The following is a 26,336-nucleotide window of genomic DNA, read 5'->3' as shown; positions in this document are numbered from 1 at the left end:
TCAATAAATTTCGAGCTTTAGAAACACTACTTACCAGTTACGCTCTTACACGGTAGGCAACTCCTTTATTCCATTTTGACTACCATCTACAAGATGTATCTCTTGTCTTCGTTTGATGCCAAATCTCGTTCCACTTGTAATATTTTCCTGAGTAGACAGTTAGCCCCCCAATAAACACTTTCATAATTAAAAAATTTCAGCTAATTTAAACTAAATATATAGGTAAGCAGAAAATAGTGCTAGACACATGAAAAACTTCGAAAGAATCGGAAACGAATACAAAATGAAACCCCAGCTAGGAACCTATGTGCCATTGATCGGCATTTTTTCCATTATAATGATAGTGGGATTCGTAAAACTTCCCGAATCCTCTTTTAAATGGTGGATGCTCGGTATTTTGGTCATCCTAATAATTTCCCTGCTGCGATCATACTTTATCATCGATATGGACAAAAGGGAAATGCGTGTACGTAAAGGTCTTGTAGGAAAGGAAGTAACTGTGCCGCTCGATCGCCTAGAAGGGTTTACCATCCACAAACTCAAACAATACGGTCTCATTACTATCAACGTGTCCCTCATAGCACGTTATCGCCACGAGAATGGTAAAGAAAAAAGGGTACAGCTTGCACAGAGTTACTTTACAAAGCCCATTCAGCGGATCTGTAATGAGATCGACGAAATTATCGGGGCGGATGATGGCCGGTAATATTCAAGATCGCTGCCATCACATCATCCCTTAAATTTCGGGCGATCGGAATTTTATATTCCCCCACATGTAACTGATTCCCTGCTATGATTGCTATCTTATTCCTATTGACCAGATAGGATCGGTGGCAAGCAATAAAGTGCTGTGCTGGCAGCATGCTTATCATTTGCTGTAGGCTGCAATAGGTCACTTCACGCGTACCTGAGGTATGCACAACCACGTAGTTGCCCATACTCTGTACAAACAAGATATCCTGAATAAAAATCTTTTTTAATTGTTTGTCCACCTTCAGAAAGATATGCGCCTCCTGTGGATTTGCCAACACCCCTGCCGAAGGAGCAGTGTTGCAGAGTACATCGAATGCCCGATTGGCCGCCTTAAAGAAGCGTTCAAAAGGCACAGGCTTTAACAGATAATCGACTACTTCCAATTCGTACCCGCGCAAAGCATACTTTTCGTAGGCCGACACCACGATAATCTTCGGCGGATTGCTTAAGCTCGCTATATAATCCAAACCCGAAATCTCGGGCATCTCAATATCAAGAAAGATCAGATCAAGGGGATGCAAACGCAGATATTGGCTCAATTCAATCGCATCTTCGCATTCCACAACGAGCTTCAAAAAATCTATTTTTGCTATATAAGATGCAATTCCCTTACGCGCAAAAGGCTCGTCGTCTACGATAGCACATTTGATTTCCATCATCATCACTTATAAATCTAGTTTTAATTCTGCCAAAAAACACGTTCCATCGGTATGCGTGTGCAAGGTATGCCGCTGTGGATAGCGCAGTGCCAACCTCTTTTTCAGGTTGGAAAGTCCAGCCCCCGATTCCGTTCGCTCGGTCCGCGGAATTGCTGACGCATCAGCAGCTGCCCCAGACAAACTATTTGAAATACTGAAATAGATTTTAGTTCCTTCACGCTTGAGGCAAATCGCGATCTCGTATGTTCCTCGCACATATTTAAAGGCATTCTCTATTAAAGGCTGAAACAGTAGAGGATAGATACTGACACCTGACCAATCCTTTTCAATGTCGGTATGCACATGCAATCTTGCCGTCAGCCGCTGCTGCTGAAACGCTATATACGATGTCAGAAATGCAAGTTCGTGCTCCATGGAGACCTCCTCATCCATCGTGTAAATCTGGTACCGCAACAGTTCCGAAAGCTGCTCAACACTTTTTTTTGCTGTTGTATTGGATTCGTCAATCTGAAAATAAACCGTATTGAGTGCATTGAACAGGAAATGTGGATGATATTGACTTTTCAGCAACTGCAATTCGGCATCTAACTTATCCGCTTTAATCTGTTCAACGTAGATGCGATTTTCGGCCATATTCCTGTCGCTGCGCTCGTTCCGCAAAAACATATAGTACAGCAGAAAGAGCGGTACATAAATCGCGTTGACCAAGATATAATCAATATAACCGTCACCCATATATACCCAACCGAGGCGCTCCGACACATACACGGTTGGATTCAACAGGCCCATTATCTGCACCACGGCAACGATATACTCTACCGTTACATTGGTTGTAACGGTAGGCTTTGCAGCAAATATTCTGCCCAGCCGCCGCCGCCACAAGAAGGTGATCACATAACAAAAAATCACCGAGATGAGCAGCCCGACTGAATGGATCTTAACACCGCCAGACCAAAACTCATTTTTCTTCGTTAAATCCGTCACCACACGAAGAATATTGAAAGAAGCGATTCCCCAAAGCGCCGGGCCTAGATAAGGTATGGGATGTACACTTAGTTTTGCAATGCTCGCTCTCATGATATCAATAATTAATCCGGTTACCTTCTTCTAAACGGTCGTTGCCACGCACGCTCTTTAGATTATCTTTCTTTCCGCGGTTTAATCGGTAGGAAAGATTGATCCCCACGGATCTACTGTCGTACAACTCCCGGTAGCTGCCTTCCATAGCGTCACTGCTAAAGGTTATTTGAGGCCTGTTTGTCCGGAAAAGGTCATTGCCATAAATATACAAAGTTAATTTATCTTGCAAGAAGGTTTTGCGTACTCCGGTATTCATAGACCACAGGGAAGCAATGGTAGCCTGCCCCTCGGCAGTAGCGCCATTCCAGAAACCGTTGAGGTCTAAACTGAGTTTAAAAGGCAGACTGATAGTATGCTGCACTTGCAAAGAAGGGACAAGCCGCCTATTTTGCTGCATATTGTTTCCTGTAAGCCATTCAAAACTGCTGTACATCAGGTTTCCATTCAGCTGGATGTTCCACTTTTTGACGGGAGAAATATTGGCGGCATTAAACCGCAGCCCCACCGCCGATGCATGTTTCAGGTTCATCGGCATCACAATAGTCCGCCCGTGTTCGTCCAGGTTGTAGCTCTTGCTGATCGCATTTTGCCGCTGGCTATAGCGGAGCCGCAGTGAATACGAATTTTTAAACAACCAGGTAAGCTCCATGTTGTTGGCAAATTCGGGTTTCAACGTTGGATTTCCCCGCTCGTACAAATAGGGGTCGTTGACCTCCACAAAAGGACTCAGGTCTTTGAAATTTGGACGATTGACCCGCCTATGGTAATTGACGGAAAGCTTTTGCGCTGCATCCAGTGCATAGGTGAGGGTAAGGTTGGGAAAGAAATTGCTATAGGACCTTTGCACGGTAAAAGCTGTATCTGGCTTATGTGCTGTAGTGCTCTTAAAGGCGGCATCCTCAAAACGTAGTCCTAGATCGATCTGAAAAGCGTCAGATGGGTTGTACCGCATTTGCATGAAAAGCGCTTTCAGCTGCTCTTTATGACCGAATGCATTGCTCAGCTCGGGGCGCACTTGCCAATGCTTATCAGCTGCCTGTTGAAATAATGAACGGGTATTCATGTCCACCTGCGTCAATTTTCCTCCAAAGGAAGCCGCCACATTTGGCCGGATGTCAAGCAGGTATTTCGATTGTATGGTTGTAATTGTAACCTTCCCCCCGTCTCACCGCGCAGCTGCTGCTGGGAGGTTATTGCTGATCCGTCAGTGCCAAATTTATCCAGCACTTGATCTTGGGTTTCCGCTTGTCTAAACTGCTGACGGTCAACATAATTTTCCCATTTGGAACCGGTAGCGAGCTGGAGCGTTACATGTGCGCCTGTGCTAAAATTCTTAAAGGTATGCTTTAAGATATTCGCGGTTGCTATGCTGGAATCTAATTGTGAAGCGCTGTAAAAAAATTGAGAGCGGACAGCTTCCTGTTTGGTCCGCTCATGATTGTTGATCAATACGTAGCCCCCTATTTTCACGTTGTCATTGGGCGTATAGTCGAGCGTGCCGTTGTAATAATGATTGTGGTACTTTCTTTTTCTTATGGCATCCATATCCAATCGTAAGGCATTGCTGCCCATTTCCGTCCCTCGGCTGATATACCGGGTGGAATTGACATCTATCAATTCGGTACCTTCCCCATACGAATACGTATGTGACGTTGTCCACTTGGACGTATTGGCGGTCACGGCGATATTTTGATAAGTCCGGCTATATTTCCCCTGTTCGGCATTGGTTGCTACCGATACACTTAGGCCATTGGCCTTACGAATGGCTTGTTTTAGATTGATAAACCGGGCTTCACCGTTGGCATCCAGGGTAGCATCTGGCTGTGTAATAAGTTCGACCACATCAAGCGATGAAGCGGGCATGGAGGCTAGAAAATTGATCAAATTTTCGCCATTCATAAAATTTGTCTTTCCATCCACCAGCAGCTGAATGCCGGCTTGCCCATTTAAACTGATCGTACCATTGGATAAGATAGTCACTCCGGGCATCCTGCGCAGCAACTCCAGCGCGCTCCCCGAAGAACCTGCACTCCCTTTGGTCACCTGATAAGTCAGCTTGCCGGGAGCAATTTTAAGGGGATTTACCCGTCGCGACACTTCAACCTCGCTCAGCCGTATTGACTTAATAGCGCTTGTATCCTGTAAACAAAAATTGGTCTCTCCATACGCCGCACCGCAAGCAAAGAGCACTGCGGCAAACTGCATATAAATAAATTTTGTGGTCATTATTCGTATTTCTTGATTTGATACGAATGTATTGCCCGAATTGCATTTACCTAACTAATTTATTCGAACGGTAAGATCGGCGTGATGAACGGCAAAAAGCCACGACGAGCGGCGCTCGCTTTTGAGTGGTATTACTAGCTTGCTCCTGTATTGCTACACCTTTAATTTCCTGTTTTGGGAGCCATCTCCATGGTATACTTATCGATTCCTTGACCAAAGCCATCCGGCAAAATATCAACAATGGAAAAGCCATTTTTTTCATAAAAGCCCGCCGTATGCTGAGACGTCTCAATTTTTAGCATTTTGTCGGGATACCTTTTCTTTAAAAGAGCTATTCTAAACGCTGTCAATAGCTTACCAATCCCTTTCCTATGGTATAAAACACTGACCATACCCCAAGCCAATCCAGCTTCATTATTTCTTTTATCAAAAAATATCCCACCGCAGGCAACAGGCCGGCCATCAATTAAAACGACGTAATAATCAGCTGGAATGACCTCATCCAAAAACTTGTCAAAAAGTTCCAGTTCGTCCGCAGCAAAAAATTTAGGCAGGTTACTGTGGAAGATTGCAAGACAATCTTCTCTGAAGTCCGGTGTATATGGAACGATTTGCATGAATCCCTTTTAGCTATGCGAATGTAATAAATAAACGCCTGAATTGCTAGGTTCAGGCGTTTTCGTTATTGGCTTTTATTTCCAGTTTTTGATAATTTCGCTTATCTTTTCAAAGGAGGTTTCTCCGCCGCCGGTACTTCGGTACACAATGGTTCCGTTAGGATCCACGAGGATCTTTGTTGGAAATCCAGTGACATTCAGACGCAGTACATAATTGTTGCTTCCTTTGTCGTTCAATATATGCGCCCAGTTGAGGTTGTGCTGTTCGATGGCTTTTCGCCAGCTGTCATTTTTATCGGACGCAATGCCCAGTACACGCAGTTGATCGGGATAGCTGTCTCTCAATTTTTTTAGATCGGGCACATCGGCCATACATGGACCACACCATGAGCCCCAAAAATCGATGAGGTAAAATCTTCCCTTCCAGCTGTTGGAGTCAAACACCTGTCCGTCATATGTATTCCTCGTGTTTATCTGGAATATGGACTTGCCTACATCATATTTACTTCCCGCTACACGGTTCTTTAAAATGGTATAGAACGGGGAGCTTTGGTACGCCTTCGCTACGGTAGGTAATAGCGCCTCCACCGTATCGATCGTCACAATCTCCCTGATCAGCATATCTTCCAGGTAATACAGGCCAGCTATTGACGAAATATTCTTCTTTAAAAAGTCCTTCAAGTATTTTTCGGCTTCGGAATCGATCCGTTCTTGTTCGGCTTCAAGACGTTTTTTGAGCGCTTCTTCTACTGTATCTTTTGCCAGTTTCAGTTCAATGTTTGCCGATTTATTCAACAAGGGGTGATAGCCCTTATTGAGTTTACTGATGACATCATTTTCTTTATCCCCACTCGGATATACTTCAGCAAAATCGGACAGCTTTCCTTTCAGTAATATTTTACCGCCCGGCATGGCGACAAACCAGATGGATTGGCTCTTAACAGGAATGTACCCTCGGTCGACACGCTTATAAAGCGATTCGGTCGGAAGCGTTAGGCGTATGATCAGCGGTACGGAAGTGGTATCCTGATAATATATCTGTCCATTTTTAGTGCTGCCCTTTTTAAAGACGACATCTGAGATCCCATTCCAGATGGTCATGTTGTAGGTACTGTCCTTCAGGTCGGCAATTTTGGAAGTGACTGTAAAGGTTTTGCGCTGTCCGAAGCTATATAGGCAGCACGCTATCAACAGGCTTATTGTGATTACTATATTTTTGAATTTCATGACGTAATGTATAATCGTATTTCACGTTTTAATAAGGATTCTGCTGGATCTGCCCCTTGCTGGCATCGATCTCCACACCGTTGATCGGTACGACCAAATGCTTACTTTCTAAGGTGTAAATTTTAGGTGTAGAGAGGTCGACTCCTGTTCTATTGACTTGGTAAAAGTCTCTCTTTACGGTAATATTATCCGCAGCATAGTCGTTGACACTAAATCGGCGTATATCGTACCATCGCATCACAAAAGGAAGTTCACGCCGTCTTTCAGCCAGCACCTGTTTAATCGCTTCATCCTTGTTAGCTGCCGTAAGTGCACTATAGGTGGACATCCGTTTTTGACGTAGGGTATTGACCGCCACTAAGGCATTCTGAACATCTCCCTGGCGGGCCAGCGCCTCGGCTTTATTAAGAAGCATCTCGGCTCTCGTCGGGCCTGAAACTAAGATGCTCCCGTCGGTAAACATGGTGTACCGATACGCAGCTGGTGTCACGACATTGAAACGTCGGCCGCCATTAGGAATCATCAGATGCTTGTAACGGAGGTCGTTGGTCTGATCGTACAGCGCTACCAGTGCGCTACTCGGCAAATACCATTGTTCACCGGTATATTGATAACGGCTGTAGTAAAGCTCGCTCCAATAGAGATATTTTGCGGCATTCCAGTCGTTTAATTGGCTGTACCGGAGCGTTGCCGCTGGATTGCTGTAGGAGACGCTTCTGCCCGGAAGTATGGTATTATAGTCCACTAAACTTACGGTAGCCGACTCCAGCGCCTTGTTTGATTCGGCTAAGCTCTTATCGTAGTCACCCGTAAATAAATAGTACCGGCTCATGAAAGCTGAAATAGCTTTCTGGCTCACCCGCCAGGTCTTTCGAGGGTCGACATCGGCTTCAGCCACTTTCTTTGCTGCTTCGATGTCTGCCAGAATGAAATCGTAAGTTTCCTGAAGTGTGGCCCGTTTTAGCGACTCTTCGTAATCGACGGTACGCTTTAACGGCAGTCCTAAACTATTCATATTCGCCGCAGCATAAGGCGCACAATAATTATTGACCAGGATCCAATAAGACATCGCGCGGATAAAATGGGCATCCGCTTTAACCCTTTGGCGACTGGCTTCATCACCGCTAACCAGGTCGATGTTTTTTAAAATGACATTTGCGGTGAAAATCTTTTTGAACTCTCCAGTCCACAGCTCGTCAGTAGCGAGGTTTTCAATACCCGCTGTAGCGGATACATAACGCTGAAGACTATTGACTGTAAAAGCCGTGACGTTGTTTTTATACAGCTCCTTGCTGATCTCCGTATCGTCGGTCGAATAAGTAGCCGTAAAGTTAGTTTCTTTCGAAAACTCTGTGGCATTATTGACCAAAGCTTCCAACTGCTCCACGGTTTTGATACTAGCCTGTTTCTTGGGCTCTTCGGATAGGTATTTTTTGCAGCTTGCGGTCATCAGTATGGCAGCGGCAAACCCGATATATAGGAACACTCTCATGTTTTTCTGTTATTAAAATTGAAAATTAATACCGAATGTATAGCTCTGTGCAGGTCGCATCGTACCTGGTAGCCAATCGGGATTGTACCCTTTAGCATTGGCACGCCAGATCAGGCCAAGGTCACGTGCCTGTACAAATAGGTTGACATGGTTTAATCGGATGGCTTCTGTCCACCGGTTAGACAACTTGTATCCCAAACTGAGTTCTTTCAACTCGATATAGGACGACTTTTCCACCTGGCTGCTTAGCGCCTCACTGTAGCGATCCCAAAGGTAGAGGTTAGGCTCATCAGGAAGTGCAAATCCTGGAATATTAGGATTCCCCGCCAGCACTTCATTCACATATTTGTTAACAAAAGTCTTATCAGACCCTACGAGTGCTGCATAGTTAAATACAGGATTACGGTATACACCACCCATCTTGCCCAATAGGATACACATGATGTTAAAGTCACCGAGTTGTAAAGTATTGGTCCAGCCCAGTGTATGTGGTGGTACGCTAGTACCCATATAATGCAGGAATGGAAGTCCCAAACCTCGATTGTACAACGACACATCATTGAAACTCTGCTGACTATTGTTCGGTCCGGCGACATGCGGTACACCATTGATCATACCGATGTAGTCAAAAGCATAAATAGAACCTACGGGGCGGCCTTCAACAAAAGCCCCATTGATCATTTGGTAAGTATACAATGAGGGGTTATAGAGCTGATCTATATTATTTGCGTTATAAGCATAATTGATATTCGTCTGATAAAGTATGTTTTTGCTTATTTCGACACGCGTACCCAGTGCAATTTCGAAGCCTTTATTGGTGATTTCGGCATTATTGAATTTTTGGATTTGCGTTCCAGTTGCTGTAGGCAATGCGATCTGCCCAATGATTCCAGAGCCCTTTTTGCGGTATAGGTCCAACGAACCAAATAGCAGGCCCTTATATAGGGAGAAGTCGACTCCAAGGTTGGTTGACGCTGTCTTTTCCCAACGTAGGCTAGGATTACCATTATCAGCAATGGTTGCGGTAATGGTGCCTGTTGATGTATTTAGACTGCCACCTACATTGAGTAATGTCGCTGTGGAGGTCGAATTTTCCATATTCCCATTTTTACCATAGGTCAGGCGCATTTCAAGTCGGTCTATACCTTCTTGCGAAGTCATAAATTTTTCCTTCGCGACATTCCATTTAGCTCCTATTGACCATAATGGTGACCACCGTAGTTTGGGATCGTCTGTGATGAAATTCGAGGCATCACTTCGTATACTTCCAGACACCGTATAGCGGCTCAGGTAGGTGTAAGCTGCATTTCCGTAGAGTGACACAAATTTGTTTTTTTGCCACTTAAACGTTGTATTACCTCCAGGAATCGTGGTCGGGTAACCTTCAAAATCGGTAAATTGGTCTACCGAACTACCATAGCCGTAAGGTGGTGTAGTCGCCTGAAGCTTGTCCTTGTAATAGCCGTACACGGTCGGATTGATGGTTCCGTTAGTCAAGTATTGCGACACTTCAATACCGGCAATGGCCGAGATCTGATGATCGGAACCGAACGTCCGGTCAAAGTTCAATTGGTTCCTAAAGACAAAACTTTGTATATCCTCCGCCCCCAATTCCTCGTCATTGGAGCCATCTTCATATTGTCTAATGCCACGTCTCAAAATTCCGCCTTTGGGGATATAAGCTTTACCTACGGTCTTTGTATCATCGTCATACTGCGTTTTTTTATTCACCAGACTGCGTACATAGAAGGTACTCTCATCATACATACGTTCCCGGTCTATCTTATTACGCTCGTATTGAAATTTGGTATCGAAGGTAAGCCCAGGAATGATCTTGAGGTTAAGTCCGGTCTGTATACGGGCATTGATGCGTTCGTCAGTAAACTCTCGGCCACGCACTTCCCGCAATAAGTTGTACGACCAGTCGGCATAAGTGAATTTTTCGGTCGGAATCAGACTAAGCTGTTCACGGTTGTAGGTTTTTAGATTGACCCCATAACTACCATCTTCGTTCAAGAGCAGTTCATAAGGCGATAATTGCGCGATCTCCTCAAGGGTAGCGCCTCCGTATTGCTGTTTTTTATATTGTAGGTTGGCGCCTAAGTTAAACTGCAAAAACGAGGTTATCTTAAAATCATTGTTGAAATTCAAATTAAACCGGTCATAACCGTTTTTCTGAAAGGCACCTTTGTTTTTTTCATAGAGAACAGAGGTGTAGTTCCGTACACGCTGATTGCCGGCCTGCAGATTGATATTGTATTGATTCAGCAGGGCATTTTGCGTGAGCAAATCCCGAAGCTGCCCGCGATTATCAATCTTGCTCAATCGGTCTAGCTCGGCGTTCATGTCGGCTGTAGACATTTTACCGTATTGATTGGCATATAATGCTTCCTGCGCTAATGTCAATGAGTTCGCTATGTCACCAAACGAATTCGCATAGGGATAAAAGGCCCAGTTGTTTTCATATGCCTTACGTTCGTAGGCAACATGATCGGCCGAATTGGCTTGTGTAAGGATGTAATTTAGGTCTGGTCTTCGGGCTATCCTAGAAAATGCACTCCCCTGGATACTAAGTTTATTGTCGGTTTTAGCTTTTTTGGTGACAATAACAATAACGCCATTGGCGGCACGTGCTCCCCAGATGGATGCCGCAGCGGCGTCTTTCAGTACAGTGACAGATTCGACGTCATTGGGATTGATATCCGAGAAGTTGCTACTCGATATCGGGAAGCCGTCGACCACGACCAGTGGTTTACTATCGGCATATAGGGTGCTATTGCCCCGGATCAGAAAGTCTACACTACCGTCTTCATTTTCCTTGGCTTGCATACCCGCTACTGTACCTTGCAGTGCACTGGAAAGGTTGGATGCAGGACGCATGGCCAATACCGATTGTCCGACCTGGCTAAAGGCTCCTGTAGCACGCTCTTTCGAAATCGTCTGATAACCTGTACTCACCGTGATATCGACACCTTCCAGTGTTGACAAACTTGCCGTAAGCTGGATTAGCCCCATGGATTCTTTGGCTTTGAGCGTGAGGGGATCATAACCCACGTAAGAAACCAAAATCATTGCATCTTTATCAGATACTTTTAGGCTGAACGTACCGTCTTTGCCTGTCTTTGTCATCACCTCGCTGTGGATTACGCGCACAGACGCATCGGATAGACTTTCACCCCGCTCATTGACCACTCTGCCGCTGATGACGATTTGCTGATTAGCGGCTATACTTTCAGCCTTTGGTTTCAATGCAATAATATCGGTATCAATTCGATACGTAATGTTGGTATTTTTGAAGAGCTGATTTAGGACGTCCACCAGCGGCGCGTCTTTTACGGTGAGGCTGAGACCATTGACTTTTTTGATTAGTGCAGCATCGCCAATAAAATCGTAACCACTTTGTTGACGGATTTTATTGATGATAAGTTCTAAAGAAGCATTTTTTTCCTTTAGCGTTATTTTCTGAGCAAAGCCACTTGCATATACCTGACACAGGCCAACTGTCAGCAGCACAAAAATAAGTTTCATCACGACGAGCGTTTTATAGAGGATATAGACAGGAGTCCCCCTCCATTTTTCAAGGTAAAAATTCATACATTTGAGTAATTTGGGTTAGATGCTATTGTTAGTTGTTGGAATTAATGATTGGGACCCAAAAATTGACCGGATGTGTTCGCAGCACATTCGGTTTTTTTTGTGACCCAATTTTTAGTTTTTCACTAGGGCGGGTGTTTCATGATGTTGGTTTTTCGATAGGTTTAGTTATTATTCTGTTGATCTAGGGGGTGACGGCGATTTTTCGTCCCGTTCGTTTAAATTTAACATCAGCCACGGCCTCCAATGCACGCAGTACGGCGGAAAGGTTGCGTGCTCGGGATACGGCCCCAATATAAGTCTTATTGGACGGCGTCTTCTCATAGGTAAATTCCACATCGTACCAGCGCGCTATCTTATTGAGGATGCTGCCTAAGGTTTCATTATCGAAATTAAAGTAGCCATTCTTCCAGGCTACCGCATGCTCGGTATTGCTCTGGGCAAGCTGGATCTGTTTCGTATCTTCCTTAACGGTACTTTGTTGACCAGGCTTTAGCAAAATCGACTTGCTATCATCAACATTATTTACTTTAACAGCACCTTCTAAAAGTGTGGTTACGGTGGCTTCGGATGTGTAAGCAGATAGATTGAAATGTGTCCCCAGTACCTCTATGGTTTGCTGTTGACTGCGTACTTTAAAGGGTTGTTTTTTATTGTGGGCGACTTCAAAATAGGCTTCACCTGTTAATTCCACCACGCGCTCCTTACCCTCAAATCTGGACGGGAATTTTAAGGAGGAATAGGCATTAAGCCATACCTTGGTACCGTCTGCCAGTACGATATTGTATGTTCCCGTCTTGGGGGTTTGTAGGGTACGAACTGTGGGCGCTTCGGATAAGTAAGAAGTAGGGTCACCCTGAAGCAATTCTGGACCGTCAGCATACCTGATCTGTGCCCCCACGATAATGGTATTCCGATGTTCACTTAACTGGATAGCGCTCCCATCACCGCTCAACAAAACAGCTTTATTACCTCCCGGCTGAATATCAGCCTGCTGCCAAACCGGATGCGCTATAGGTTCCTTAGCAGACTGTCTACTAGAGAAATAGCTAACACCCAATACTAAGATTAAAGACGCTGCAACTGCGCTTATTTTAAACAGCTGATTCTTCCTTCGTATCCGTTTGATATTAGTGTGGATATCGGCTTCTATTCTACTTTTCACCTCGTCTTGGACACGCTTTAAATCCTCCGGATCGACTGTATATCGGCTAGCCCTGAGCTGTTGAAGATGCCAGGTTTCTACCCATGATTTCTCTTCTTCAGAACAGGTGCCCAAACGGTAACGTTCAAGAATTTCTTTTGCGTTTTTACTCTCCATGATAACAAAGGTTAGTACATTGTTTTGTTATAGGTAGGTTAACGCGGAAAAAAGTAGTAGATGAAATTTAAAAAAAAGTAAAAAACAGTGAGGTTAATTTTGAACGCATGATTTTCAAGGCATTACTCACCTGCTTGCGAACCGTATTTAGTGAAACATTGCGTTGTTTTGCAATTTCTTCATAGCTTTTTTCTTCCTGACGGCTCAGGATAAATATCTCCCGCATCTTAGGTGGAAGATTCATGATTTCTTTTTCGATCTGCTGTTGCAATTCTTTTTCGAGGAGGTAGTTGTCGGTCGAGTATTCGCCCTGATCCAAAAAATATTGTAGTGCATCGGCATAGCCCTTTCTCACTTTCTGCTTGTCCATGTAGTCAAATAGCTGGAACCGCACAGCCGCATAGATGTAAGAAGAAAAACTCCTATTTATTGCTAACGGAGTCTTTGACCAGAGGGACACAAATACGTCCTGAAGAAGATCCTTTACCACCTCTTCATCGGCTATGATTTTGCGGGCATAAATAAATAACAGCGGAAAATATCGCTCATATAGGGCGCCAAACGCTTGTTCATCTTTTTCTAAAACAAGCGCAATCAACTCTTTATCCGATAAATCTGCGTAGCAATACATCTGTTATTCAGAACCTGAAATCAAACTTACATTAAAATTGACAAATTACAAATTCTCCCATTATGAATTCATGGGCTGCGAAAAAAGCCACATCTCCCGACGTGGCTTAAACTAAACATAAACATATGAACCACCACCTGATCTCGTGGTTTTAACATACTCTTAATTGATAGTCACATTAAATGTGAAGGTGGCCTGCACGGTTTTCGTACCCTCGTAGGTATATACCATGGCCTGCTTAACGGTATATTTCTTTCCTGCCGCCAGCACCGCCGGATATTGTCCGATCGAGAACGTCAGCGTACTGGCATTAAATTCCGAAAACAAACCCGCCGTGGCCCCCCATGTGGTGACAGCGCCGGCAGGCGTAAACCAATGCCCGTAGCCCGTAGCCGTCATGTTGGGATTTAAACTTCCATTTGGCTCTACCGCATAGAATTTAATTTTGCCGCTGCTCATCAAACCCGCCAGGTCTGCCGAAGCTATGGCAAAGGCTTCGCCCAGCTGAGCGGCGTTGACGCTTACTTGTGTACCCGAATAGTTCTTCGCATCGGCAGCAAAGCTGACATCATAACTGAGTGCAATATCTTTGGGCTGACTGCTCACCGCATTGTAACCGGTAGCGTTTGTGCCCTGAATTTTTATTTCGTAAGGCCATTGCTCATCATTGCTGTCGTTATCATCCCAGGCATGCGGCTGGTAAACCGATGGAGCGCCCGTGACGACAAACCAGAGGTTGCTGCAATTGGCCGGAACAGTAAAGGTTGCTGTATTCTCTGTACCCTCCATCCGATCACCGTATACCCGCGTACCATCTTTCAACAAGGCCACATAGCCGTAGCGCCATCCTGCACGGCTGGCATCCACCGCGTTGAACCCGGCAGCGTTTGGCACGCCTTTAAAAGCCACCGAAACCTTGGTTCCCACGGCAGGCACGTCCAGCGGAATCACATTATACCCCGTCGTACCCGGACAGCGATCGTAACTGACGCGGAGACTTCCATTGGACTGCCGCGTAAATTTGGTTGTCAGCTTACCGATATAATTTTTTCCATAATCCCTGATGCTGTTCAGGTCCCAGGTCACAAAGCGGGTTGCCGCATCGTAAATCTCATTGTTGAACTGCTTCACATCGATACCCGTGATACGCATGTAAGCCTGCACGGGATCTTCGGGTTTTAAAGCCTCGCGCCAGATACGGCCGATCATATCGATGCCATGTTTGCTGGTCCAGTACCAATGAATAAAATAGCTGGCATAGCGATATTTCTCGTGGTGAATATGGCGAAAGTAATTTTCGGTATAGACGGTAAAATCATGTCCGGAGAATGCTTGATCCGGATAGGTCTGAAAGGCCTGCCATTGCGCGGTCTGCTCCCAAAACCCATTCCCACTCGTTCCGCCATAGCCGTAACGAAAGCCATGGTCGCCTTTCAGATCAGCAAATACCTGGTACTGAAAACTGTGCCCGATCTCGTGCGCAATGACAGCACCCACTGGCTTACAGGTGGCCGGATTGATCCACAAGGCCCCGATCAGATCGTCGTAACCGCCACCATAGGCCATCCATTCGGTCGTGTAATGCACAAAAATCATCATCTTATACTTATCCAGATTCGATCGGTTGACCTTGCGTTCTGCAAACTTCAGGGTATTGACATTTAATGCGTAGAACTGCTCAGCTTTGGCCAAAAGATCATCAATATCTACCCGATATTCTTCGGGTACAGTGCTGGCATTGGGATCATTCTTTCCATAACTCGGTTCCCAAAAGACGATAAAATGCTCCGACTGGCGGCTACGCGAGTAGGACCATTTACTGTCCTTATTGTTGTAGTCCATCCCCGCAAATTCTTTGGGCTTATAGATCATCAGCGAATCTGTTCCTACGGGCTTGGGCGGGGTGGTCGTCTCCTCTTCGACAGGAGCTTCTACCTCTTTTTTGCTGCATCCCAGCGACACTAACACCAGTGCTGAGAACAGTGTCAGCAGCAGTCTATTCAATTTTATACTTTTCATCATTTGAACTATTTATAGGTAGAGATCAACTGTGTGTGATGGTCAAAAAACGGAAGCGCACGGTATAGGTACCGCTTCTGTAGTATTTGATGGTCGATACGGGATTGAGGTTACGTCCCAGACTGTTTGCCGTACCGACAATACGGTAATAAGAAATGGGATCGCCCGACCAAAATTGCGTGCCCACATACGTACCATTCATGATGGGGTATACCAAGCCCGAAACATTCGGGTAGCGATACACCAAGCCCGTATCAGTAACTTCCTCCGGATAGTAAGGCGACCAATTTTTAAATGTAGGCCGGTCGCCACGCTTGATGACCTCCCCTTTCTTGGGGTTGAATGCCTTGCCGTTTTTATCTTCCCATACGTAGATGATTTTGTTTTCCCCTTCTGGCTGGTGCTCTACGCTGATCGCATAGTCTGTATAGGGTAAAAAATTGGCCTCGGCACCGTAGTCCGAACTTGTGCACGACTTAAACAAAATATCCTCCTTTTTAGCACCGATGATATTAAAATCGAGGATATTCTTAAATTTTTTCTGTCCGGCAACATTGCTTACCTCCACATCGATCGTGTACTGCCCCGGGGTCACAAATTGGGTTGCCTGTGTAAAGCCTACCCGGCCTCCCGTCGCATTGAGCATCATCGGTGGATATTTAGCCTTCCCAATTTTCGCATTTAATTGATCGAGGGTGGTATCCCGCCAGGTGACCTCGGCAAGGTAGGTGGATATCTCATGCTCTTTAGCAAACTCTGTGGTCAACTCGCCCGTCTCCTTGTTTCGTACGGCCAGCAGATTCACGGTCAGCGGCGTGGTGCTTCCATTGGCCACAATGGCATCCGTGTATACCACAGCCCCCTGATTGACCTGCAGGTTCTCTACATTATAACGCAAATTTTCACTTAAATAACCGACTTGGTCACTCTTGCAGGAATTCAATACCAACACCGATAATCCCGCTATGCCTATGATAAAACTTCGTTTTTTCATCTGTTTTATTTTTTCATTTGTGACAGAACCACCCGGTTGATTCCGCATTGCTCCGGAATCAACCTAGCTGGGTTCATAATTTATTTGATCTTAATGTTGAATACAAAAACAGCATTCAAATCGCCTTTAGTTTTGGACTTGTACACCAGCGATTGGCGGACCGTATAGGTACTTCCCACTGTTGTTTGTCCCGGATACTGCAAAATATTAAAGGTCATTGTTGCGGTTGCCAGTTCCGATACAATGCGCGCATCTTTGCCCCACGAGCAGGTTTTGCCAGTGGCGTCAAACCAGTGTCCCGGTGCGTTGGCCGTACTGTTTGCATTTAGTGTACCATCGGGCTGCACGGCGTAGTAGGTGATATCTTTACCTACCAGCGTAGGTATTGCTCCGCTTTCCACGCCATAAAAGCGCGCTAAACGGGGAAGCAGTACGTCTACTGTGGTACCTGTATAACCCGCTGCATCATATTTGATGCTCAGGTCGTAATTAAAGGTGAGCGTAGAACCCGCTTCCACGATTTTAGGCCCTGTGAGGATACGTGGCGTAAAATCACCGATAAACGTATGGGTATTGGCCAATATATTCAGCGTGGTGCCCGAGGCTGTTTTTATGCCTGTTGTCTGACAGTATACCCGCATATCGGCCTGATCATCTTCTTTTACGGTAACGATACCGTCGGGACTGATCTGATCCGCTTCACCCCGTATTTTGACGTAGTATAAATTATAGACGGGACCCGAAGACCAAAGGGGTTTGGGTTGCTTTTGCCTATGGTAGACAAATCCACTTATATTTGATGCATTCTTGATTGCCGTATACGCTGTGCTGGCCGTTGCCAGATCGTAAGGCGCATCGTTGTAGATGTATGCCCTGACGGAATCTATTGGGATCTCGCTCAGAAACTGGTCAAAAGAATACTGCGCATTTTCATCCACAAACTTTACCGAGTCTGCCTTTTGCTTAAAATAGCGATTGACCGAATAATCCGACGGTGCCCAAAACGTTTTGGCCTTGTTAATTTCATCCTTCAGTTTAAAATGGTCTATCACCAGCAACAAGGTATCAAACATCCCAGCGGGATGAGCGGCCAGGTAGTCGTAAGTAGACAGATTGACTTCGGCTTTATGGAGACCGTCGTCCGTCAGATAAGCCGCTTTCTTGCAACCGATAACTGTCAGTCCAAAAGCCAGCAGCAACGCTAATCGATATAAGGTTTTCATTTTTTTTAAGTTTAGTGGTTTACATATTGACAGTGCCCCAGTATGGTGTCTGAATGAGTGCAGGATTGGCCGACAATAACGAAGGGTCAAATGGCCAAAAGTATTTCTTCGCATTAAACTGCGCCTGGTTCATTTTACTCTCCGGAAATTTATAGATGTTAAAATTCTTGTACAACCGCACCAGATCGTAATAGCGATGGCCTTCCAAAAACAGTTCGCGCGCTCGTTCACTAAAGATGGCCTCTTTAAGCGGTTCTTCGTTTTGATAGACCTGCAGTCCTGCTTGCGTCCGGATCTCATTCAAGATACTTTCAGCAGCACTGTTTTTGCCTGTAGCGGCCAGTCCCTCCGCCATCAGCAGCTTGATGTCTGAATACCGAAAAATGATGATGTTATTTTTAAATATGGCATTGTAATTTGAGGTGTTACCCGAGTACTTTACATTTGCATATTTTGTACACAGTGCATAGTTACCGCTATAAGCCACATCGAATACACTTTGAAAGCGCTTGTCGTTACTGTCTTTAAAAAGCGTTTTAAGGTAATCCTGACTGATTCTTAACATCGGATCTGTAAAATTCCGAAAATAAGGTCCCGCCAGTGAATAGTACCCTATCCCCCTATTGGTCCCTTCGTTTTCACCATTCTGGGCGATCTCGAAGATACCTTCATTGGATTTTCCCTGATAGATACCACGGTAGTTGAGGCTGTCCCGTCCCACAAACGAATATTCGCCGCTTTCCAGTACCGTTTTAGCCGCCGCGATACAGTCGGCATATTCGCCTCTCCAGGCACTCAGGTGCGCCTGTAGGGCAAGTGCTGCACCCGTATTTGCACGCGTTGCAAAATCATTTTGGTCGATATTGCTCCATTTCAATAACGTTAGTGCCTTGGTTAAATCTGCCTGACTCTGATCCAGCACATCGCTCTCTTTGCGGGCGGGCAGATTGACCGCATCGATCGGCGCTACAGATTCGGTTATGATGGGTACCGTACCCCATACCCGCGCCATATAGAAATAAGCAAATGCGCGCACAAAATAAGCTTCGCCGATGTAATAATCGCGTACCGACACGTCGTTAAAAACATTTTCGTCCATCTTGGGCAGCCTTTGGATCACCCGGTTGGCCTGGTCTATGACCTGATAAAAGATATCATAGCGCCGCAGCTGATACACGGGCCGCCAAGTTTCCAACGCCGGTACGGATATATTGAGCTGCATGTTTACAAGCGGATTAATATCGACATCGGTCGAAGAAGATATTTCGTCCGACAGCAGATCGCCATATACATAATAGGCCATCCCATTGCCCTGGTTTAGGGCCTTCCGCAGTAGCGCATACATGGCATTGGTTGCACTATTGGCATCTTCCTGCGTTTTCCAGAAGTTCTCATCTGTTGCCGAACTCACAGGCTCAATGTCCAGAAACTTGGAGCAGCCCGAAGCGAGATACATGAAAGCACTCAGCACTAAAAACAATATTTTTCTTTTCATCTCTAATTAATTTTAAGCCACCGTTATGCGATGGAACTGACACGATTAAAAGGTAACATCCAGGCCTATAGTCCATTTCTTAGGGATCGGATATCCGTTACCCGTTGAATAACCGTTGGCTTCCACCGCTTCAGGATCTGGCACCGTCGACCAAGACTTAACAGCCACATTATCCACCACCCCATACACGCGGAGCATTTTCAATTTAAGCTTCTTTATGATGGCCTGTGGGAACATATAGCTCAGCTGAATATTTTTGAGGCGTACAAAACTGGCATTCTCCACAAATGTGCTGTTGGCGATGTGCCAATTGTCGACCGTATTGTGAAACAGCGATGGGTATTTGGTCTGATCCCCATCTTTCATCCAGAAGTCGCTGGGGTTAAAATCGCCAGCAATGGCCGAATTGGTACCCCAGGTCGAATACAGGTTAGATGAACCCGCATCCTGCAATTTGTCCGACATATAACCGTTCCATAATGAGCGTCCAAACACAAAGCTCACGAGTGTGGACAAGCTAAAATTCTTATAAGAAAACTGGTTGATAAATCCGCCCACGAGGTCAGGATTCGGATTTCCCATATCAATTTTGTCGTTGTGGTCGATGGTGTAATCTCCATTCACATCCCGGCGGCGCGGATCGCCGGCCTGATATAAATTGCCCCTAAAATGCGTGAGTCTTTTTCCTGTCAAAGGATCTACAGGTACATCTGCAGTGGTCGCATATACGCCATCCACATCCCATACTTTAAACGGGAAAATAGGCTGACCTACGTTCAGTGCACGTTGCATCCATACCGGTCCCACCTGTATTTCCTGCCCACCGCCAGGGAGGCTGGTGACATAGTTTTTATTGTAAGCAATATTGAAATTGGTGGTCCACTGGAATTCCGACGACGGAGCCATATTACGTGAGATAAGCGTCATTTCTACCCCACTGTTTCTCACACTGATAAAATTATTGGAAACCGTGCTGTATCCTGAGGTCAATGGCATGTTCAGATCGTAAACCAGCTGTTTGGAGTCGCGCACATAAAAATCGGCCGTCACGGTAACGCGATCGTGCAGGAGGTTCATATCAAAACCGGCATTAAATTGCGGCGAGCGCTCCCATCGGATCGTCGGCGAGGTTGCTGCTGCGCCATAATTAGGCGCTACAGTAGGCTTGCCATTATAAGAGAGTACCGAACCACCAATACCATTTTCCAATACCGAGCCAGCGTATGAAGCATCAAAAGTCAGCCCCGTATAGCGTGCGTAGTATGAGCCCGGATCACGTCCGGTAACACCATAGCTACCCCGTATTTTGAAAAAGGATATTGCATTTTTCACCCCCTGGAAAAAGGGCTCTTGCGAAAGCACCCAGCCAGCAGAGATGGACGGGAAAATACCCCAGCGGTTGTCCTTGCTGTAACGCGACGAAGCATCCATCCGGTAACTGGCAGAAAGCAGGTACTTGTCTTTGTAATCGTACCCAAAACGACCGAATACCGATACACGCGAGCGCTCATTGATGGAAGTGGTGGCGTAAAGATCCGGTCCAGAAGGAATACCCGTTACGGTCTTTACATAATTCCCATTGTCGTTATAGCCATACATATAGTTTGCATTGGACGTATTGCGTTCAATACCGGTACCCAACACGGCACTAAAATTATGCGTATCGCGAATGCTCTTGATGTAGTTAAAATAGGTTTCCCATTCCCAGCGTTTATTCTGGTTCACCCAATTCTGAGCATAGTTTCTATTGCCTGTCAGCAGTTTGGGACGAAAAAGATCACGCGTATTGTTGTTGACATTGAACGAAAACTGCGAGCGCAGGGTCAAGCCATTGATCAGAAATTTCTTCAGCGTTCCGGCAAAGTTACCATTCAGGCTGATCGCGTTATCGCGGTCCATCATGCCATCGTAGCGCCCCGTATAGATCTGTTCGTCCACGTCCGTTATCTGATAGAAAGACGAAGGAAAGCCCCAGGTACTAAATGGATATTTGGTATCGTCCCCCGAGCCATGTTTTGCTTTTGTAAAACCTGCGAACAAGTTGGTCTCAAACTGAAAATTGTCTGTCGGATTGGCCTGCAACATGAGGCGCGGCGTCAGGTTTTCATTTTCATAGCCCATCATTACACCCTGCTCATAGTAGCGCTGTGCCGAGAAACGGTATAAAAACTTCTCCATAGTAGCACCAATACTCATATTGACATTGTTGATGTTGGCCGACTGCAGAAAAAGACCTTGCCAATCTGTATTATTGTTAAAGGCAGGGTTTAAACTATCCGTCAACATCGGACTGATCAAGCCATTGTTGAACCAGTCATACGATCCACCCTGATAAAGCAGATTCATCTTTAGCCTACGTTCGGCTGCTCCGACGGTGATGGGCTTCATGGCCGGACGGCTCGAAACCCCGTTGTATGCCGAGATCCTGATTTCGGGTTTACCCACTGCCGGACGTTTGGTTTTGATGATGATGACCCCATTTGCGGCACGGGCACCATAGATGGCCGATGCCGAGGCATCTTTTAAGATATCGACCGATTCGATATCGTTGGGATTGATAGCCTGCAAGGGGCTCGCATTTCCATAGGCCGCCTGTATATCGCTCACATCGTAAATAATATTGTCGATGACATACAAGGGAGCCTGCAGCTGGTTGTCTGCTAAGCCCAGGTTGCTGGTTCCGCGGATATTGACGATGTTATTGGTACCCGGTTCGCCCGATGTACTCAATACTGTCAGACCCGCCACACGTCCCTGCAACATGGCGTCGAAGGTAGCGTAAGGGGTATTTTCAAAATCCTTACCCTTCACGGTAGTGATGGCCCCCGTTGTTTTGCGCCGCTGCACATCCTGATAGCCCATTACAACGACCTCATCGAGCCCCGTCCCATCTTCTTTCATGGTGATCTGAATGGTGTTGTCGCCATCGCGCAGCTGTTTTTCTTGCCGCACATAGCCGAGGGAACTAAAAATCAAGGTTGGATTTGCCGATTTCAATTTTAAGGTAAATTTCCCATCAGCACTCGTTTTGGTTGCATTGCTGACGCCTTTCTCTAAAACACTGAGATCAGGCAGAGGGGTGCCTTTTTCGTCTTTAACGATCCCCGTGACCGTTCTCTGTTGTTGCGCATACAGCTGTTGACATAGCAACAGCAGCAACATCAAAATACCCGTTAGGCATTTTTTTGGAAGATTTTCATACATAGTCATAATTTCGTTAAGCAGATGTTCAGTTTAGCATACTGGCAATGACACATTAGATCCCTGGGACAAACGCGATCCTTTTCGCAAAAAGGATAGTAGCAGCATGTTAAAAAATTGATTAGTTCTTCTTTCTGTAACAAAAATAGTACTTCGAAATAGTGGATTTCGGTCAAATCTTACCCACTCGTTCTAACATTTTAACAAAAGAAAAAGCTGGGTTCCAAGGCGGTGTAGTTGGGGCAAACCGGGTATAAAAACAATGAATCCGTCTAACTAAGCGATGGATAGATACCTTCGTTAGTTAGACGGATAGGGTTGCAATTAGCAAAGCGCAGCGAAAATGAGGCCGCTGCTGAATACGATAGAATCAAATTGTCAGAAGCGGCTATAAAACCGGCTAATCGTATAAGTAATTTCGGTAGTTGCGCACATATATCTTTGGCGATATGCCCAATATACTGCGAAACACACGATTAAAATTGGTGATGCTATTGAAGCCCGAATCGTAGGCGATCAGCGAGATCGAATCGTGCCGACCCAGCCCCAACAATTTACAGGCTTCACGGATACGCAGTTCATTCAGGTAGGCGATGAATGTTTTTCCCGTGCAATTTTTAAAATAGCGGCAAAAGGCGTGTGGCGTCAGGTTTGCTTTTTCGGCGATTTCATCCAAACTGATATCTTCTTTAAAGTGCTCTTCCAAAAATTGACATAATTTCTCTATCCGGAACGGTTTGGAGATCTCTCTTTTGGGCAATTGTACACCCGAAAGCGGCTCCAGTTCGGTGAATACTTTGCTGAGCGTTTTTAATAAATAAAAGAAATTGACAAGCTGATCTAAGAAATCAGACTTTTGCAGGACTTCGATGTATTGAGATACCTCTGCATGAAGTTTGGGCGGAACCCTAAATCCGCGCTGGCATTTATGCACAAAATCGAGCAGGTTTCGGAGTTCGGGCATCGTCGCCATGGTAGACAACGCACCTTTGGTGCTAAAGAATAAAGAGATCGAGCGCACATGGTCGCCTGCAAAGAAACTTTTAAAAACATGGGCCTGGTTTGTTCCCAATAGAAAAATGTCTCCCGGCTGAAATTCATGTACATTATCGTCCACCAGTAGCTGGCCGATACCTTCCTTGATCCAGATTAATTGATATTCTTCATGACGATGCATGTATGGATAAAATTTATCCAGCACATCTTCTTGAATATAGATAGATTTGTCCTGAGGGGCAGGAACCTTAAATTGAACTGGCTTCATAACAAGTTAGATTAGTTAAATGTCAATATGACATTAAATATAAACAAGCCAATTCACTGTTGCAATACCTAAACCGAAAATGTTAAAATACGGTGATAATAGGTTATAATATGCACACAATAAAAATCACTATCGGCTTGCTACCCAGCCCCGAGCTCTTCGGCCAGCAATTGTAAGCTTTGGTTAGCTTCTTCAAATCGTTTCAGTTCAACCGCATAGGATTCAGTAACCGTTTCGAGCAAGGCAGTTCCTTCTCTAATGTCAAGGTACGCCATCACCGTATCTCCACCCCACATCCAGTCAAAAATAAGGGCATAACCATCCGAATCATGGCCTTCCAGCTGTTTTAAGAGAGCTAGCATCGGCAATATTTCATGATAGTTTTCACTGAAGTTCAGCACGGCAAATGTCCAATGTTGCCTTTCCTCATCATAATGCTCCTTCGCACCATAAAATCGGTCCTTGAGCAGATCATCGAAGACTTCACGAATACACGAATGTGAATAACTTGGGATATTTTCCAAAGCAGTTTTGCTGTACATCTGCCGGCTCTCCCACCATTGCGACCAATTATCATCTTTTTTTGGAGAAATCGGTTTTGAAGCAAAAAATGCATTCAATCTCGATTTTTCAATGTGAATGCTCATGTAAAGGCTATCCAATTCCATATTATCTTTCTACAACATTGTTAACTTTTTTAAACCCTACCGACCAGCCAGTTTTATCTTTCCATCATCACCAAAATCCGCGCTATCCACTACCCTTTTGAGATTGAGCTGCTTTATAGACAAGCCTTCCTGCAGGGGTATACCCGTGGTACTTATCTTAAATAAGGGATAAGATAGTGGCTTTTCAGCCCATTCCAACACAAAATGGTAGCCATCTACAATCTTCTGCTGATCGTCGGTTTTGAGGATTAAGATATTATGGAAAGTTTGCTCCGGTTTGGCAGGATCACTATTCGTTGATATACCCCGAGCTTTATAGGTGGCGATAAACTTATAATAGTGGTACTTCCCATTGACCGGATTAAATATTAATTCCCGACTATTATTTTCAGCAATCAGGTCCGAAAAAGACTGCTCAAAATTGTCCAGTAATTTGTAATTAAAATCGGTATTGAGCTTATTGGCGACCATGACATACGTCTTTGCATCTTTACCGGCGCTATTGCCCTGCGTTTGACTTTGTGCGTGCACCGAATAGCCATAGAAACAGGATAACAATACAATTATTAAATACTTCATACGCTAAAATATTAAATTTTGGGCAGTATTTGCCCAACTGATGATTAAATAGACATTTCTTCAACAATAGATACGTCCATTACAAACCTTCTTCATTCAGCCGACATCTCAAACCAACGCTTAAAATCAGCAGCATCATACCGACTAACCAATACATCTTCTTGCTGGGCGAAAGTATCTTTTAAGTCGATCGTCAGCACCCCATTGGCTGAAGGCTTGTATCCTTGTATAATACTCCGATTGACGATATAACGCCGGTACATCAGATAGTATTGATCGTGATCGAGCACTTTCATGAGGTTGTCGAGACTATAGTTGTGGGTATACTCACGGCTTCCGGTCAAGGTAAGCAGCCTTTTGTCATCTGCCGAACTTTTGATGAGCGCAACCCCATGCAGCGGCACATAATTATCTTCGTAACCATACTTTACTTTCAGACAGGAATCGAGGCTAACCACATCCGAAATATCGTCTGTCCTTTCGGTCTCCGCTTTCAGCTGCAGCTCTTCGTAGGTGACAATCATTTCCCGAAGGGCTGTTTTTTCCAGTTGCGCTTCTAAGTATTGATCTTTCACAAATCGGGCAAACCGCATCACATATATCACCATAAAGAGCAGATTCAAGATGAACATAAACAAAAACAGAAAACCAAATTGGTTCGACATGTAGCGCATAGCGCCCCGCCAACCTTCTTCGTTCAATGGTAAAAACACCAGTATGGCGAAAGTTACCGTAAGCAACGAAGACAATACCAATCCGTAGAGAACCTGCCTGATCAGCCTAGGCTTAAAGTCGGTCAGCCAAGAGAGTTTGCCATCCAGGTACTTGTTAAAAATATGCATACCGCTAAACACCGCCATCGCGATGCCTGCGGAAAGAAGCCAGTATAGATAAAATTTCGGTGCCGAATACCGCGCATCGAAAACAAGAAATGTGCCCGGCGAACAAAAAAAATTACCCAATATCATCGCCAAAAGTAGCTGGAGCCTAATCGGCAAATAATTGACATGGATCTCGGAATGAAAGGTTTCGATAAGCTTTTTAGTCTGCATAAAAATTGAGGAATTGGTTAAGGCAAACTAAAATAACTATTTTATCAAATAAAAAAACAAAACAGCCTAGCATTCTTCGGCAGCATTGCATAAATACGGCCTTATTTCTCTATAAAAATGCAATTCAGGCTACCATTCATCCTATAATTATATTTTTATACCGTGCTAAAAAACACTTCCTAGGCAACGCTAAAGCAAGATTTAAACATTTGTTCTATACCATTCATTCCGATACCAACAT

General features: G+C 45.0%; 20 protein-coding genes. 1 reads left to right on the top strand and 19 read right to left on the bottom strand.

The genetic code is table 11. The features are described from left to right. Positions 1-247: 247 nt before the first annotated feature. A complete protein-coding gene (locus VXM68_RS11225) occupies positions 248-706 on the top strand; it encodes a hypothetical protein (protein WP_367208768.1) in 459 nt (152 codons plus the stop codon). On the opposite strand, the gene VXM68_RS11220 is transcribed toward VXM68_RS11225, so the two are convergent. From VXM68_RS11220 to VXM68_RS11130, 19 genes are all read right to left on the bottom strand, one after another. Further along, complete coding sequence (locus tag VXM68_RS11220) at positions 681-1,415, bottom strand: LytR/AlgR family response regulator transcription factor (RefSeq protein WP_367208767.1); 735 nt, start codon at positions 1,413-1,415, stop codon at positions 681-683. The two genes, VXM68_RS11225 and VXM68_RS11220, sit on opposite strands and share 26 nt — an antisense overlap. A 3-nt stretch (positions 1,416-1,418) precedes the next feature. Further along, positions 1,419-2,489 (bottom strand): sensor histidine kinase, encoded by a 1,071-nt coding sequence (locus tag VXM68_RS11215; protein ID WP_367208766.1) that lies wholly within the window; start codon positions 2,487-2,489, stop codon positions 1,419-1,421. A 4-nt stretch (positions 2,490-2,493) separates the two neighbouring features. Next, positions 2,494-3,594, bottom strand: coding sequence for an outer membrane beta-barrel family protein (locus VXM68_RS11210; RefSeq protein WP_367208765.1), 1,101 nt, complete (start codon positions 3,592-3,594; stop codon positions 2,494-2,496). After that, the gene (locus VXM68_RS11205; protein ID WP_367208764.1) at positions 3,567-4,697 is read right to left on the bottom strand and encodes a hypothetical protein; all 1,131 of its coding nucleotides are present in this window, start codon (positions 4,695-4,697) and stop codon (positions 3,567-3,569) included. The genes VXM68_RS11210 and VXM68_RS11205 overlap by 28 nt, the downstream gene beginning before the upstream one ends. 182 nt (positions 4,698-4,879) lie before the next feature. Next, on the bottom strand, positions 4,880-5,335 hold the full coding sequence (locus tag VXM68_RS11200; protein ID WP_294186906.1) for a GNAT family N-acetyltransferase: 456 nt from the start codon (positions 5,333-5,335) through the stop codon (positions 4,880-4,882). A gap of 75 nt (positions 5,336-5,410) precedes the next feature. Beyond that, positions 5,411-6,562 carry a thioredoxin-like domain-containing protein gene (locus tag VXM68_RS11195; protein ID WP_367208763.1) on the bottom strand — a complete coding sequence of 384 codons (1,152 nt, stop codon included), beginning with the start codon at positions 6,560-6,562 and terminating at the stop codon, positions 5,411-5,413. A 28-nt stretch (positions 6,563-6,590) separates the two neighbouring features. Then, positions 6,591-8,054 carry a RagB/SusD family nutrient uptake outer membrane protein gene (locus VXM68_RS11190; protein ID WP_367208762.1) on the bottom strand — a complete coding sequence of 488 codons (1,464 nt, stop codon included), beginning with the start codon at positions 8,052-8,054 and terminating at the stop codon, positions 6,591-6,593. A gap of 12 nt (positions 8,055-8,066) precedes the next feature. Beyond that, entirely contained in the window at positions 8,067-11,648 is a 3,582-nt protein-coding gene (locus VXM68_RS11185) for a SusC/RagA family TonB-linked outer membrane protein (RefSeq protein WP_367208761.1), read from the bottom strand. Between the two features lie 184 nt (positions 11,649-11,832). Beyond that, on the bottom strand, positions 11,833-12,969 hold the full coding sequence (locus VXM68_RS11180; protein WP_367208760.1) for a FecR family protein: 1,137 nt from the start codon (positions 12,967-12,969) through the stop codon (positions 11,833-11,835). A 67-nt stretch (positions 12,970-13,036) separates the two neighbouring features. After that, positions 13,037-13,600, bottom strand: a complete 564-nt coding sequence (locus VXM68_RS11175; RefSeq protein ID WP_294186915.1) for an RNA polymerase sigma factor — start codon at positions 13,598-13,600, stop codon at positions 13,037-13,039. A 162-nt stretch (positions 13,601-13,762) separates the two neighbouring features. Beyond that, the gene (locus tag VXM68_RS11170; RefSeq protein WP_367208759.1) at positions 13,763-15,622 is read right to left on the bottom strand and encodes a DUF4859 domain-containing protein; all 1,860 of its coding nucleotides are present in this window, start codon (positions 15,620-15,622) and stop codon (positions 13,763-13,765) included. A 22-nt stretch (positions 15,623-15,644) separates the two neighbouring features. Continuing rightward, on the bottom strand, positions 15,645-16,613 hold the full coding sequence (locus tag VXM68_RS11165; RefSeq protein WP_293955585.1) for a hypothetical protein: 969 nt from the start codon (positions 16,611-16,613) through the stop codon (positions 15,645-15,647). Between the two features lie 80 nt (positions 16,614-16,693). Further along, complete coding sequence (locus tag VXM68_RS11160) at positions 16,694-17,836, bottom strand: DUF4859 domain-containing protein (RefSeq protein ID WP_294186920.1); 1,143 nt, start codon at positions 17,834-17,836, stop codon at positions 16,694-16,696. A gap of 19 nt (positions 17,837-17,855) precedes the next feature. Beyond that, positions 17,856-19,331 (bottom strand): RagB/SusD family nutrient uptake outer membrane protein, encoded by a 1,476-nt coding sequence (locus VXM68_RS11155; RefSeq protein ID WP_367208758.1) that lies wholly within the window; start codon positions 19,329-19,331, stop codon positions 17,856-17,858. A gap of 45 nt (positions 19,332-19,376) precedes the next feature. Continuing rightward, a complete protein-coding gene (locus VXM68_RS11150) occupies positions 19,377-22,535 on the bottom strand; it encodes a SusC/RagA family TonB-linked outer membrane protein (protein WP_293955588.1) in 3,159 nt (1,052 codons plus the stop codon). A gap of 397 nt (positions 22,536-22,932) precedes the next feature. Next, a complete protein-coding gene (locus VXM68_RS11145; RefSeq protein ID WP_293955589.1) occupies positions 22,933-23,796 on the bottom strand; it encodes an AraC family transcriptional regulator in 864 nt (287 codons plus the stop codon). 140 nt (positions 23,797-23,936) lie between these two features. Further along, the gene (locus tag VXM68_RS11140; protein ID WP_367208757.1) at positions 23,937-24,443 is read right to left on the bottom strand and encodes a hypothetical protein; all 507 of its coding nucleotides are present in this window, start codon (positions 24,441-24,443) and stop codon (positions 23,937-23,939) included. 57 nt (positions 24,444-24,500) lie between these two features. Then, positions 24,501-25,043 (bottom strand): hypothetical protein, encoded by a 543-nt coding sequence (locus tag VXM68_RS11135; protein ID WP_367211288.1) that lies wholly within the window; start codon positions 25,041-25,043, stop codon positions 24,501-24,503. A gap of 92 nt (positions 25,044-25,135) precedes the next feature. Beyond that, entirely contained in the window at positions 25,136-26,095 is a 960-nt protein-coding gene (locus VXM68_RS11130) for a LytTR family transcriptional regulator DNA-binding domain-containing protein (RefSeq protein ID WP_367211287.1), read from the bottom strand. Positions 26,096-26,336: the final 241 nt, after the last annotated feature.

The organism is Sphingobacterium sp. R2 (assembly GCF_040760075.1).
In the GTDB taxonomy this organism is placed as follows: domain Bacteria; phylum Bacteroidota; class Bacteroidia; order Sphingobacteriales; family Sphingobacteriaceae; genus Sphingobacterium.
Note: the sequence above shows the minus strand (reverse complement) of the source record. Positions and strands in the feature narration are given on the sequence as shown.

Excerpts from the sequence above, each read along its gene's own strand:
- VXM68_RS11165 (WP_293955585.1), bottom strand. The coding sequence starts at position 16,613 with ATGAAAAAACGAAGTTTTATCATAGGCATAGCGGGATTATCGGTGTTG.
- VXM68_RS11135 (WP_367211288.1), bottom strand. The coding sequence starts at position 25,043 with ATGAAGTATTTAATAATTGTATTGTTATCCTGTTTCTATGGCTATTCG.
- VXM68_RS11145 (WP_293955589.1), bottom strand. The coding sequence starts at position 23,796 with ATGAAGCCAGTTCAATTTAAGGTTCCTGCCCCTCAGGACAAATCTATC.
- VXM68_RS11225 (WP_367208768.1), top strand. The coding sequence starts at position 248 with ATGAAAAACTTCGAAAGAATCGGAAACGAATACAAAATGAAACCCCAG.
- VXM68_RS11220 (WP_367208767.1), bottom strand. The coding sequence starts at position 1,415 with ATGATGATGGAAATCAAATGTGCTATCGTAGACGACGAGCCTTTTGCG.
- VXM68_RS11195 (WP_367208763.1), bottom strand. The coding sequence starts at position 6,562 with ATGAAATTCAAAAATATAGTAATCACAATAAGCCTGTTGATAGCGTGC.
- VXM68_RS11200 (WP_294186906.1), bottom strand. The coding sequence starts at position 5,335 with ATGCAAATCGTTCCATATACACCGGACTTCAGAGAAGATTGTCTTGCA.
- VXM68_RS11140 (WP_367208757.1), bottom strand. The coding sequence starts at position 24,443 with ATGAGCATTCACATTGAAAAATCGAGATTGAATGCATTTTTTGCTTCA.
- VXM68_RS11185 (WP_367208761.1), bottom strand. The coding sequence starts at position 11,648 with ATGAATTTTTACCTTGAAAAATGGAGGGGGACTCCTGTCTATATCCTC.
- VXM68_RS11160 (WP_294186920.1), bottom strand. The coding sequence starts at position 17,836 with ATGAAAACCTTATATCGATTAGCGTTGCTGCTGGCTTTTGGACTGACA.
- VXM68_RS11180 (WP_367208760.1), bottom strand. The coding sequence starts at position 12,969 with ATGGAGAGTAAAAACGCAAAAGAAATTCTTGAACGTTACCGTTTGGGC.
- VXM68_RS11170 (WP_367208759.1), bottom strand. The coding sequence starts at position 15,622 with ATGATGAAAAGTATAAAATTGAATAGACTGCTGCTGACACTGTTCTCA.
- VXM68_RS11205 (WP_367208764.1), bottom strand. The coding sequence starts at position 4,697 with ATGCAGTTTGCCGCAGTGCTCTTTGCTTGCGGTGCGGCGTATGGAGAG.
- VXM68_RS11130 (WP_367211287.1), bottom strand. The coding sequence starts at position 26,095 with ATGCAGACTAAAAAGCTTATCGAAACCTTTCATTCCGAGATCCATGTC.
- VXM68_RS11190 (WP_367208762.1), bottom strand. The coding sequence starts at position 8,054 with ATGAGAGTGTTCCTATATATCGGGTTTGCCGCTGCCATACTGATGACC.
- VXM68_RS11175 (WP_294186915.1), bottom strand. The coding sequence starts at position 13,600 with ATGTATTGCTACGCAGATTTATCGGATAAAGAGTTGATTGCGCTTGTT.
- VXM68_RS11215 (WP_367208766.1), bottom strand. The coding sequence starts at position 2,489 with ATGAGAGCGAGCATTGCAAAACTAAGTGTACATCCCATACCTTATCTA.
- VXM68_RS11150 (WP_293955588.1), bottom strand. The coding sequence starts at position 22,535 with ATGTATGAAAATCTTCCAAAAAAATGCCTAACGGGTATTTTGATGTTG.
- VXM68_RS11155 (WP_367208758.1), bottom strand. The coding sequence starts at position 19,331 with ATGAAAAGAAAAATATTGTTTTTAGTGCTGAGTGCTTTCATGTATCTC.